Source organism: Rhodococcus sp. YH1 (assembly GCF_009939605.1).
Lineage (GTDB): Bacteria > Actinomycetota > Actinomycetes > Mycobacteriales > Mycobacteriaceae > Rhodococcus > Rhodococcus aetherivorans.
Window position 1 is genome coordinate 1 of sequence record NZ_WVTE01000059.1, and the last position, 12,292, is coordinate 12,292.

Annotated in this window: 10 protein-coding genes; all 10 read right to left on the minus strand. The window is 69.2% G+C overall.

Translation table 11 applies throughout. The features are described 5' to 3' along the window. Positions 1-391 (minus strand): LLM class flavin-dependent oxidoreductase (locus AIIKEEIJ_RS06390; RefSeq protein ID WP_161995230.1); only part of this gene is annotated, 391 nt, incomplete at its 3' end. Between the two features lie 70 nt (positions 392-461). Continuing rightward, positions 462-929 (minus strand): RDD family protein, encoded by a 468-nt coding sequence (locus AIIKEEIJ_RS06395; RefSeq protein WP_065922261.1) that lies wholly within the window; start codon positions 927-929, stop codon positions 462-464. Continuing rightward, the gene (locus AIIKEEIJ_RS06400; RefSeq protein WP_043802318.1) at positions 926-1,717 is read right to left on the minus strand and encodes a hypothetical protein; all 792 of its coding nucleotides are present in this window, start codon (positions 1,715-1,717) and stop codon (positions 926-928) included. Before AIIKEEIJ_RS06400 ends, AIIKEEIJ_RS06395 begins: the two co-directional genes overlap by 4 nt. A gap of 75 nt (positions 1,718-1,792) precedes the next feature. Continuing rightward, positions 1,793-2,275 (minus strand): hypothetical protein, encoded by a 483-nt coding sequence (locus AIIKEEIJ_RS06405; protein ID WP_161995231.1) that lies wholly within the window; start codon positions 2,273-2,275, stop codon positions 1,793-1,795. A 140-nt stretch (positions 2,276-2,415) separates the two neighbouring features. After that, positions 2,416-4,218, minus strand: a complete 1,803-nt coding sequence (locus AIIKEEIJ_RS06410; RefSeq protein WP_202916648.1) for a helix-turn-helix domain-containing protein — start codon at positions 4,216-4,218, stop codon at positions 2,416-2,418. Between the two features lie 108 nt (positions 4,219-4,326). Beyond that, positions 4,327-5,139 (minus strand): hypothetical protein, encoded by an 813-nt coding sequence (locus AIIKEEIJ_RS06415; RefSeq protein ID WP_006945518.1) that lies wholly within the window; start codon positions 5,137-5,139, stop codon positions 4,327-4,329. 116 nt (positions 5,140-5,255) lie between these two features. Then, positions 5,256-7,583, minus strand: coding sequence for a hydantoinase B/oxoprolinase family protein (locus AIIKEEIJ_RS06420; protein ID WP_006945517.1), 2,328 nt, complete (start codon positions 7,581-7,583; stop codon positions 5,256-5,258). Positions 7,584-7,607: 24 nt separating this feature from the next. Then, complete coding sequence (locus tag AIIKEEIJ_RS06425) at positions 7,608-9,734, minus strand: hydantoinase/oxoprolinase family protein (protein WP_006945516.1); 2,127 nt, start codon at positions 9,732-9,734, stop codon at positions 7,608-7,610. Between the two features lie 30 nt (positions 9,735-9,764). Continuing rightward, a complete protein-coding gene (locus AIIKEEIJ_RS06430) occupies positions 9,765-10,187 on the minus strand; it encodes an acetone carboxylase subunit gamma (RefSeq protein WP_006945515.1) in 423 nt (140 codons plus the stop codon). A 53-nt stretch (positions 10,188-10,240) separates the two neighbouring features. Beyond that, positions 10,241-12,160 (minus strand): hydantoinase/oxoprolinase family protein, encoded by a 1,920-nt coding sequence (locus AIIKEEIJ_RS06435; RefSeq protein ID WP_050035681.1) that lies wholly within the window; start codon positions 12,158-12,160, stop codon positions 10,241-10,243. Between the last annotated feature and the right edge of the window lie 132 nt (positions 12,161-12,292).

The window sequence follows — 12,292 nt, forward strand, 5'->3', positions numbered from 1 at the left end:
CGAACCGCTCCTTGAACTCCGGCCACACCCCCGCATACCCGGTGGCGATCTCGTTGAGCGCCTCCCCGGTTCCGACCCCGAGCATCACCCGCCCCGGATACAGGCACCCCATCGTCGCGAACGCCTGCGCGATCACCGCCGGGTTGTACCGGAACGTCGGGGTCAGCACCGAGGTCCCCAACTGCAGCCGCGAGGTGCGCTCACCGACCGCGGTCATCCACGCCAACGAGAACGGCGCATGCCCCCCGTTGTGCCGCCACGGCTGGAAATGATCCGACACCGTCGCCGAATCCATCCCGTGTTCCTCCGCCAGCACCGCCATCTCCACCAGCTCCCGCGGCCCGAACTGCTCCGCCGACGCCTTGTACCCCAACTTCAGACCCTGCGACACCACGAACTCCTACCCGTCTACGAATCCGGCCGGGTTCGAGTATGCCCAGACACCTGTGACGGACGCGACGTCACCTCTCGGCCTCGGCCAGATGCAGGTCGGGTTTCCAGTCGTAGACGACGCTGGTGCGCAGCAGGATGTCCTGCAGGGACCGGCGGCGGCGATCCACCGCCACCCACAGCAGCCCGAACCCGAACATCACGCACAGCCCGGCGCGCAGCCCCGCCCGGACCCATCCGACGAGGTCGCCGTTGCGGCTCACCATCCGCAGCCCCATCACCACCGCGCCGACCGTGCGACCGGTGGTGGCCCAGGACACCGTCAGGTACAGCGACGCGACACCGACGAACACACCGACGGACAGCAGAACGTGTGCGTCGGGGAAGGAGAACTCCTGCGGCGAGAACAGCAACCGCACGAGTACCACGGCGAGATAGATCCCGCCCATCACGGTCAGGACCACGCCGAGGTCGATGGCTGCGGCGATGCCCCTCGTGACGATTCCGGCGGGTCGGTGGGATGGTTCCCGGTTGCTCATGCCGGTTCTTCCGGGATCTCGGCGCGCCCGAACAACCGGCCGACGAACCCGGATACCGCGTCGTCGGCGTGCATACCCTGGCTGCGCACGCCGCGCATCGCCTCGGTGGACATGGATCCGGTCGATTCGCGGATGATGGTCGGCAGGTCGACGCCTTCGATCACCGCGTTCGCCAGGCCGATGAGGTCGACTCGCCCGATGATCGCGTCCACGTCGATCGTCGCGGCGACGGCGTCCAGGTCGACCCGATCGATGATCGCGCCCACGTCGATCGTCGCGGCGACGGCGTCCAGGTCGACCCGATCGATGATCGCGCCCACGTCGATCGTCGCCGCAACCGCATCCAGGTCCACCCGATCGATGATCGCGCCCACGTCCACCCGTTCCGCCACCGCGTCGATGTCCACGCGGTCCAGGATCGGTGCGATGTCCACGCGCGCCGCGATCGCGTCCAGGTCCACCCGACCGACGATCCGCTCGACGTCGACGCCCTCGGCGACGGCATCGAGGTCGACGTGGTCCCGCACGACGGCGGTGATGTCGACCTCGTCCAGCGCGGCGCTCACCACCCGGCGCACCACAGCGCGCAGCAACCGGTCCGCGATCTCGTCCCCGGCGCGCAGGGTCTCGGCGCCGCGCGCCTCGAGCGCGACGAGCGCGGGGTCCACACCCGGTAGACGACGTGCCGCGTCGACACCGAACAGGAGCATGCGACGAATCCCGTCGCCCACGGTCGCGGCGGCACCGACCGCCACGCGTACCGGGTCGGGGCCGGTCCTGCCGTTCATACCGACATCAAAGCCCTCCGGCGCCCGAAATGCACGTGGTTCGCGATCGGCCCGTCCGAGGGTCGATCGGGCGGTTCACGCGGAGCGGTCCAGCTGCGGCGCAGCCCGGAGCGACGCCGGGCCGAATTCGACGGTGACGGACACGGCACCGGAATGCACGAGGAGGGCATGCACCGCCCCGCTGTACCGGCTCCGATGGTCCGCGAGGCGCCGCACATTCGGTACCGGAACCGCGGGGGCCTCCGACACGGGCAACAGGATCTCCGCGTCGAGCCGGCTGCGGCTCCCCTCGATCAGCAGGCCCTCCGCGACCACCCAGCGAACCGGCACATCATGCCGCTGCTGCACGTCGCCCACCACCAGCGCCACGTGCTCTTCGTCGTCGTCCACGACGGTGAGCAGACGCCCTCTCCGGGTTCCGACCGTCAGCGGCACGTCCGATACGAGCTCGGGACCGCCCGAGTCGATACCCGACTGATCGTGGAACGGACATCCGTTGGTACGCAGGATCATTCGCCTCGTGTTCCAGCTGAAGAACGGCTCGTCTGTGGTGTTCACGACTCTCGTTCCTCCTTCACGCAGTCGACGAGATGTGCTATCTCCATCTTCGGCGGGAGGAGTGGTCGCGAACTGTCCCAGATCCGGACAGGGAGCCTCATCGCGGCAACCGGCGCGACGCGACGATCGCCCGTAGGTGACTACTCGCCGGTGAATCCGAACAGAGTCAGCTTCCGGTACAGCGACGACCGCGAGATTCCCAGCGCGCGCGCAGCGTGCACACGGTTGCCTCCGGTTTCCCGCAGGATCTTGGCGATGAGATCCCGTTCGGCGGACTCGACCGCGTTGAGTTGCCTGCGCGGACCGTGCCGGCACCATTCGGGCAGGTCCTCGACGGTGATGGCACCCGCAGGCCGTTGTGCGACGGCGCTCCGCAGGGCCGCCTCGACCTCGTGGATGTTGCGCGGCCACGGATAGCGCGCCAGCACCCGCATGGCGTCGGGAGCGACCGCTCGGCTCTGCGATCCGCTGATCTTGCGGAGCACCTGCGCCACGACCCCGGCGATGTCGTCGGTGCGGTGCCGCAGCGCAGGAACGTGCACGGTCCGGTCGAGCGCCGCCAGCAGCGGTGCCAGGGTCTCGGACGGCGGCTCCTCCGACTCCTCCATGGTGGCCACGACGAAGATGTGCTCGGGGACGGGTTCCGCCAGGGTCTCGGCCAAGGTCGTCGTGAGCGGGGCGGGCATGGCCTGGATGTTGCGCAGCACGTACAGGGTGGGGTTGGTGGAGGACACCGTGAGCCCGGACAGGTCGGTCTCGCTCCCGTCCACGAGGATGCTCCGCCCCCCGGTGTACAGGGAGTGGAAGATCTCCGACGCGAGAGACGCCTTCCCCGTGCCCGGTTCGCCGGTGAGGAGCAACTTCGCCCCGGCGGACAGGGCCTCCTCGATCTCGTTGCAGGCGCGCATCCACAGCGCGGAGGAACCGCTCGAGCGCAGACGATCGGTGCCGGCAGCGGCCAGACCGACCCGCCCGGAGTGCAGCCGGTGCTCGCGGACCCGGTTCGGAACGGACGGAAGCGGTGCCGCGGCCGCGGCCGCCTCGGAGACCTCGACGAGGTATCCGGCGGTGTCCTCGCCCGCCAGGATCCGGGTCGCGCGAACCCGGACGGACAGGCCGGTGCCCAGCTCGACCAGTTCGTCGATGCGCGCGCGGTGCCCGATGACGTAGTCGACGTGTTCACCGACACGGCGTTGGTCCTCCGGCGCGAGGAGGGTGTGGGCGAGCGGATTCGCGAGCGACATCGCGCTCCCGATCGCCATGAGGGCCGTGCCGCCGCGAGCGTCGGCCCGCACGAACGCGTCGAACAGCGCGTGCTGGCGGGCGCTCCGGTCCCGGAACAGATTCTGTTCGATCTCCGCCGCCGCGGTCCGCACGACGGTCGTGAGCAGCGGCGAGGAATGCTCGGTGAGGCAGCTGATGTCGATGACGCCGGCGACGCGTCCGCTGAACGGGTCCCGGATCGGCGCCCCGGAGCAGGCGAACGGCTGGAACCGTTCGTGGAAGTGCTCGGCGCCCTCGATCTGCACCGGGCGCCCGGATTCCAGCACGGTGCCGACGCCGTTGGTGCTGATCTGCCCCTCGCAGTAGTCGAATCCCGGCGCGAGGGAGACATGGTCGAGCAACCGTCCGATGGCGCGGTCCCCGTCGAGGCGCATCAGCACCTGTGCCTTGGCGTCGGTCAGGGCGATGCTCACCGGGACGTCGACGGTCTCCTCCGCGAGGCGGTCCAGGACCGGCAGCGAGCACTGGACCAGCCGAGAGGTCCGGTCCACCTCCCCCGCGAACCGGACCTCCCCACCGGACGGTCGCACGCCCGCCGCGGCGGAGCGCCGCCACGACGCGGACACGACGGAGGAGACCAGCGAATCGTCCGGTTCGCCGGAGTCGAGGAATCCGGCCCGGGCGACCGCCACCCGCAGCCGTCGGTCCGCACTCTTCATCGGGCGCCTCGCCCCGGCACTCTCGTGATGCACGTCACGCCTCCAGGGTAGCGTCCGCCCCCGGGCCGGTGCCGCTCCCCGCGGCACCGGCGTGCAGGTCGTCCACGTTCAGGCACCGTGGCCGTCGAGCCGGGCCAGCCGGGCGAGCACCGTCTCCGGGACCGCATCCGCCGGCAGGTGCGCGAGCCGGAACGCGCCGCGGGCGTCCGGTACGGCAGCGTCGTCGGCGAGCCAGTAGCCGGAGCCGAGGACGTCACCCTCGTGCGCGCCGACCGAGACGGTGTCCTCGCCGCGCAGTCCGATCTCCCACCGGTAGTGCGCGGCCACGTTCGTCACCGGCACGTACGACTGCGGATCGACCGGCGGTAGCGCGGCGGCATCGGCGCCGGGCGCGATCCGCTCGTCGAGCAGGACCGCCGAGACCGGCACCTCGGCGAAGCCGCGCAGCCAGTCGGCGACGTACATCGCCGCGGCCTCGACGCGGTCCGCGTCCAGGTCCGCGACGTCTCCGGGGTGGGTCGCAGCCAGCCAGGCCCGCGGCGAGGGGATCTGCAGCACCAGCGGCAGCCGGGTCGTGCCGGCCACGGTGGCGGCGAGCGTCGCCACGGCGCGGGCGGTCGCGGCGTCCGCCAGCAGTGCCCGCAACGCGTACCCGGTCCGGGACCGTGCGGCCATCGCCTCGCGCAGGCGCGGGTCGTCCGCCGCGAGGCGGTAGTACTCGCCGAGATCGAGCAGCGTGACGTCCGGTCGCAGCAGCCCGTGGGCCTGGTTGAGGAAGTTCGACAGCGCGGTGGGATCCTCCCAGGGCACCGGGTTGCCGCGGAGCAGGACCCGGCGGCTGTAGTCGAGATGGTCGACGACGAGCGGGACCCGGCGCCCGGAGACCGGCGCGTCGAGTACGGCGGGAAACGAGATGGTCATGTTTCTGACTCCAGGGAGTGGGTGCCCGCACGGTGAGGGGAGCACACGTGCGGGCACCCGGCTTGGGTGGATCCGGTGGCCGGAGCCGGCCGGAACCGGCTCCGGCCGGACCGGTTTCAGGACTTGCGGTGGACGATCTCGCCGTGCTTGGACTCGAGTTCCTTCACCCGGGCCGTGAGCTCGGCGATCTTCAGCTCCCGCCGGTCGGGCATCATGATGATCGGCATCTTGTCGATCGTCGTGGTGACCCGCTCGGCGCCGTGCACGGTGAAGTGCGTGGCGGTCAGTTCCTCGGTGTCGCCCCAGGATCCGTAGTACAGCAGGTCCTGCGGCGGTTCGGGCGTCACGAACTTCTCGACGAACTCGCCGTAGGGCACACCGCGGGAGAGCCGGTCGCGCCGCATCGACGCGCGTAGCGTCTCCGTGGCGTCGACGTCCACGACGAACGTGTCCGGCGCGTACACGACGCCGTAGATGTCGTGCGCCACCTTCGCGGAGATCCGGTCGATCTCGAGATCCGCGACCACGTCCTCCGGGGCGCGTTCGAGCGGATCTCCGTACCCTCCGCCCGTGCCCTGCGAAATCATGTACAGCTCACCGTCCTTGGCGACGTCGAACTGCAGACCCATGTGGCTGGTGCTGTACTCGGCGCCCTCGAAGGGCTGTTCGTTCATCACCTTCTCGATGGACAGGTCGAACCGTTCCGGGTTGCGGCGCAGCTCGTCGTAGACGTTGACGCCCTTGACCGTCGCGAGCGGGTAGGTGTTGCAGCCGTACCCGCCGAACTGTCCGCTGATGGAGGAGAACTTGGCACCGGAGGTCACCGTCATGAAGCCCCACAGCGGGGTGCCCTCGGCCGCCACGATCATCTCGTAGCCCATGCCGCCGCGGTACTTGCCGAAGCCCTGGTTGTCGCGGACGATCCGCTTGCTCACCAGCTGCATGAAGGGCACCTCCTCCTCCATGACCTCCTGCTCGGCCGTGTCGGCCATCGCGCAGAAGAGCGGGGAGACCGCGTCCTCGCCGTCCCGGAACGCCTTGGCGCCGCCGCCCATGCCGTTCAGGTCGGCGCACAGGTTGCCGACCTGGTCGCCGTGCTGGGTGACCCCGCCCCACAGGAAGGTGTTGATCTGGTTGAACCAGGGCGCGATGACGTTGGAGAACTTCTCCGGGTTGGAGAATTGCAGCTTGGCCCAGGGATTCTGGAGCGCCGAGAAGCCGCGGAAGGAGGCCTGCAGCGACTGGCCCATGGGGGCGTCGTAGCCGGCGTCGGACCACGTGTGCTCATCGGAGATGATCTCGATCGGGCTCATCGCGGAGGTGCAGCGCGGCAGGTCCGGCCACCAGAACGCGAGGATGGCCTGCATCATCATCGACTTGACCGAGCACAGCGGCGAGTTGATGGCCCGGTTCAGGATCTCCGGTCCGCTGCCCCGCAGGTCGATGGTCATCTTGTCGCCCCGGACCGTGATGGAGCAGGCGAGCTTGATGAGGATGTTCTCCTTGAGGGTGGAGTCCATGAACTGGTTGAACCGGACCGTGCCGTCGGGCAGTTCCCGGATGCGCCGGCGCACCTCGGCCTCGACGTCCTCGACGGTGATCCGCAGCGCCGCGACGAACGTCTCCACGCCGACCTCGTCGATGATCTTGTCGACGCGTTCCTGGATGCGCTGGACCGCACCGATCTTCACCTTCAGGTCGGCCAGCTGGAGCTTCGGGTCGCGGACCGAGTGCTGCAGGAAGGTGAGCAGGTCGCGGCGCAGCTCGCCGCGCTCGACGATCTTGAACGGGCTCATCCGCAGGCCGTCGTCGAACGGGGTCTCCGAGCCGGAGGGCATGCCGCCCGGTTCGCAGGCGCCGTTCTCGCCCTCGTGGATCGTGGCGGCCACCCAGGCGATGATGCGGTCGTCCCGGATGATCGGCATGATCATCGACTGGTCGGTGTTGTGGACGTTGCCGAAGCGGGCGTCGTTGTGGATGAACCCGTCGCCGGGGTGGATTCCGACGGTCGGCTCGTCCTTCCAGTACTTCATGATGTACCGGATGGGGTGGTGCAGGATCGCGGAGAAGGCGATCACGCCGTGGCAGGACAGGTAGGTGACGTCCCCGGCCGCCGTGTAGATGGCCGTGGTGAGGTCGCCCCACTTGGCGCCCGGTGCCGCGCCCATCGCCTCGCACATCTCGAAGCCCTCGTCGAGGGCGCCCGCGAGGCGCTTGCGGATGCGGTCCACCTGGAGGGGGTCGACCCCGTCGGCGAGGCATTCCTGCTCGAACTCGCTGCGGGAGGTGATGTGGTGCGAACGCATGATCTCCCGGTCCGGCCCGAGGAACAGCGTCGTCTCGTCCATGAAGTCGTCGACCCACTGCTGCTCCTGCTCGTTGAGCGAAGCGGTTGCGAGGCGCTGCTCCGCAGCGGCTGTGAGGTCGTCGTGAAGTGCGGTCATGGCTGTGTCTCCTGTGTTTCTGCGCTAGTCCTTGAGGAACCAGACGGCGCCCTGCGGTGAGGGTTCGAGGCGCCAGCCCGGCTCGACGAGGTAGGTCGTGTTCTCGGTGGTGACGATCGCCGGACCGGGAATCACGTGGTGGTGACTCAGCGCGTCGGCGTCGTAGATCGCGGTGGTGATCGCCCGGGGATGCGCGACGAAATGGACGTCGCGGTGCCCGACCGGCGTCGGCAGCGTCCGCTCCCCGTCGTGGTGCAGGGAATCGAACTCGACGGTCTCACCGTTGACGTAGGACGCGACCCTGATGGTCTGGACGCGGATGCCGGCCTCGGGTGCGGCCGACCCCTCGCCGTAGCGCTTGGAGTAGATGTCGGAGAACGTACGGATCAGGTGGAGCACGTCACCGACGCCGTGAATCCGGTTGATGTCGAAGGCCACTGCCGTCGTCACGAGCTGGTTGCCGTAGCGCAGGTCCATCTCGAGGCGGTGCTCGATCGCCCCGTCGCCGACACCCTGGCGTCGCAGATCCTCCGCGCCCCGGGCCTCGAGCGCGGCGACGATGTCGTTGAATTCGTCGTAGCTGTCGTAGAGCCCGCGGGTGGTGGCGTTGTAGAGCACCACGTGGACGCCGCGCTCGTGGATGTGCAGCTGCTTCATGTTGCCGGCGCCGCAGGCGGAGAACACCGAGGAGAACGGCGGGGCGAGGATCTTGCGGATGCCGGCCTGGTCGGCGATCCCGCACGCGTGCAGCGGGCCGTTGCCGCCGTACGCGAGCATGGTGAAGTCCTCCGGCAGATAGCCGCGCACCCGCAACTCCTTGGCGATGCCGATCGCCATCTGCTCGTCGACGGACCGCTTGATGACCTTGGCGACGTCGATGACGTCGAGGTCGAGCTCGTCGCACAGCTGTTCCTCGACGGCGAACACCGCCCGCTTGCGGTTGAGCTTGATGAAGCCGTTGGCGTAGTTGTCCGGATCGAGGTAGCCGAGCAGCAGGTCGGCGTCGGTCACCGTGGGGCGCAGCCCGCCGCGGTCGTAGCAGGCCGGACCGGGGTCCGAGCCGGCGGACTCGGGCCCGAGCCGGACCGAGTGGTGGATCCGGTCGTAGCTTGCGATGGAACCACCACCGGCGCCGAGGGTTTCGAGGTGGATCATCGGGACCGAGACCAGCCAGCGGTCGATCGTGGGCTGGAAGTCGTAGTGCTTCACGCCGCCCGCGGGTACCAGTCCGATGTCGAAGGACGTGCCGCCCATGTCGGTGGTGATGATGTTGCCGATCCCCGAGGACTCCGACAGATGCTCGGCGGCACTGACACCCGCGACGGGACCCGAGTGGATGGTCTGCAGGGCATCGGTCGAGTTCATCTGGGCCATGCCGCCGGAGTTGTGGATGATGAGCATCGGCTTGTCGTAGCCCGAGTCGCGCAGGTTGTTCGCGAGCTGGCTCATGGCGTGGAACATGATGCCGTGCAGGAAGCCGTCGACGATGGTGGACGTCGCGCGGACGTACTCGCCCTTGCGCCCGGAGACCTGGTGGCCGAGCAGCACCGGGATCGCGCCGAGCTGATGCTCCGGGTACTCCTCCTGGATGATCTCCATGATCCGTAGCTCGTGGGTGGGATTCTCGGTGGCGTTCACCAGCGACACCACGAGCGCCTGCGCACCGGCGTCGACGAGTTCACGCACCATCGTGCGCACGTTCTGCTCGACGAGCGGGACGACGATCTCGCCGGCGGAGTTGACCCGCTCCTGGACCGACCGGATCAGGCTCCGGTGGACCAGCGGTTCGGGCCGCTCCGCGGCCGGCAGGTTCTGCTGCATCGACGGATCGAGTCCCTCGCCGTATCCGCGGCCGCGGGAGAGCGGGATGGTGTCCTCGAAGCCGTGGGTGACGATGGCACCGACGCGCGGGCCCTTGCGCTCGATGAGGGCGTTGGTGCCGAGCGTGGTCGCGTAGCGGACCGAATCCACCTGGGACAGGACGTCGTCCCGGTCCAGTTCGGCTCGGCGGCAGGCGAGGTCGAGTGCCTCGTTGAATCCCTGCGCCAGGTTGTGGTGGGTGGTGAGGGCCTTGGCCTCGACGTACTTGTCGTCCCAGGCGAAGAAGCAGTCGGTGAAGGTGCCGCCGATGTCGACGGAGATTCGTTTCATGGTGACGAGGTTCCTTGCGGGTCGCGGTGACTAGTGGTGGTTGTGGCGCCGGCCTTCGAACTCGCCCTCGGCGTCCTGGCCGGGGCCGTACGTGACGACCTGTCCGGGATCGGTGCCGCGTTCGAGCCACTGGGCGCGCAAGGCGTCGACGTCCCATTCCATGTCGACGGTCGGGGGGTGTCCCGGCGGGATGTACTCGGTCTCGATCTGGGTGCCGCAGCCGGGGCAGTAGTACTCGAGGATGCGGCAGTAGGCCGGGTCCGGCGAGAAGGTGAACTCGTAGCGGTCGGGATCGATGATCGGCTGGTGGATCTCGCGCGGGTCGCGGTCGTAGACCAGGGTGCCTTCCTTGTAATTGCCGCGGGCGCTGCCGAGTTCGTGCCGGCACACCCGGCACACCCACAGTTCGCTGTCGAGGTCGATGACCAGGTATTCGGTCATGGGGATCTGCATGTCGTGCATCCTTCGAACGAGCCTGCGGTCGAACAGGCTTCGGGCTCTGTCGGTCAGTGGGTGTCGGTGAGCAGCAGGTCGCCGCCGGCGGTGACGTCGAACTTCCAGCCCTCCTGCACGCGGGCGGTGAAGAAGGGGCCTTCGACGATGGCCGGGCCCTCGGCGGTGGCGCCAGGCTCCTGGTCGGCCAGCGCGAACACCGGCACCGCCCGTCGGCCGCCGGCTCCGAGCACGGTGCGCTCCCCGGCCGCCCGGGGATCGCGGGCCTCGGCGAAGGAGCCGTGCGGGAGCTCGATCCGGTTCATCCGGCGGGTGGCCACCAGGGTCAGCGCGGTGGACGCGCCGGGCAGGAGCTCGACGCACTCGCCGGGTTCGTACGACGCCTCGTCGACCGTGGCCCCGTGCGCATCCTCGGTGGTCAGGGTCCAGGAGAGTTCGCAGTCGGTGAGGGCGTGCCCCTCCTGGAACATGTCCCGTTCTGCCTTGGCCAGCAGGTCGGCCACGGCCGCGGCGAGCGTCGCCTCCGCCGTGTCCGCGACGTCGGCCTCGTAGCTCTGCCCGATGTCGGAGAACCCGATCCCGAAGGCGGAGAACACCGCCGCGAGCTTGGGGACGAGCACGCTGCGTACGCCCGCGACCCGCGCCGCGCCACACGCACTCATCGGGCCGGCGCCGCCGAACGCGGCGATGGTGGTCTCGTCGGCCTCCGACACCGCGGGCGCGACGGCGTTGCCCATCGCGGTGAAGTACGCCTGCTCCATCGCGAGCAGCGCCTCGTCGAGGGTGAGGCCGAGAGGTTCGGCCACCGTGGCGGTGACGACGGCGCGGGCCCGGTCCGCGTCGAGGGTGAAGTCGCCGTCGAGGTAGGTGGTGGGGTCGAGGACGCCGAGGAGGAGGTTGACGTCGGTGATGGTGGCGGACGTGCCGCCGAAGCCGAAGCAGGCCGGTCCGGGTGCCGCACCGACGCTTTCCGGTCCGACGGTGATCGCCCCGTCGGTGACGGTGATGATGGAGCTGCCGCCGATGCCGGCCGACTCGACGTTCGACATCGGGAAGGAGATCGGGATGCCGGCGATCGAGCCGCGGCGGTCGGTGAGGATCTCCCGCCCGGCCACCGTGCCGATGTCCGTCGTGGTGCCGCCGACGTCGATCATGAGAACGTGCTTGAGGCCGTAGATCTCGGCGAGCGCCCGGGTGCCTTCGAGGCCGCCGCGCGGGCCGGACGAGTACGTCTTGAGGGCCACGGACTTCGCGACGCGCGAGGAGGCGCCGTCGTTGCGGTAGATCAGCAGCGGGTTCTTGACGCGGTGGTCGCGCAGCCGGTGCTCGGCGTTGTAGAGGAACCGTTCCATCGTCGGGTGCAGGAACGTGTTGATCACGGCCGACCAGACCCGCCGGGCCGGCGTGCGGTCGGTGGTGAAGTCCCACGAGTACAGGAACGGAACCGAGCCGAGCAGGTGGCGCGGGAACTTGCGCAGCAGGATGCCGCGCAGCTTCCGCTCGCGTCCGTCGTCGGTGTCCCCGACGGCGACGACGATGCGGGCGGCACCGTCGGTGGTGAGACGGTTGACCCGGGCGACCAGCTCCCCCTCGAGGTCCGCGGCCTCGGCGTCGACGACGGCCACCCGGGCCCCGACGAGGTCGTCGAACAGCGCCTGCTGCTCGGGGGTGCGGCGCAGCTCGTCGACGAGGGCGGCCGAGTCGGTGATGATGCCGATGCGGGGGCCCTTGCGCTCGACGAGCGCGTTCGTCCCCTGCGTGGTCGAGTAACGGATGTGCGCCGTCGAGTGCAGCAGTGCAGGCAGGTCCTCGGCTCCGTAGATCTCCTTCGACACCTTCGTCAATCCGTCGAACAGGCACTGCGACAGATCGAACGGTGTGGTGAGGGTCTTGGTGAAGCTGAATTCGTGGCCGTCCCAGGCGCAGATGTCGGTGAGCGTGCCACCGTTGTCGATGTTGATGAGTCTGTCCATCGGGTGTCCCCCGTTTCGGGTTGCGGTGATGCGGTTCGAATGAGGAAGAGCATGCGTCCGGACCCGAAGATGTGAAGTGTGCCACTTTCGGACACCCGCTATGACGTGGCTCATCTCCCGCCCTCGGACGCC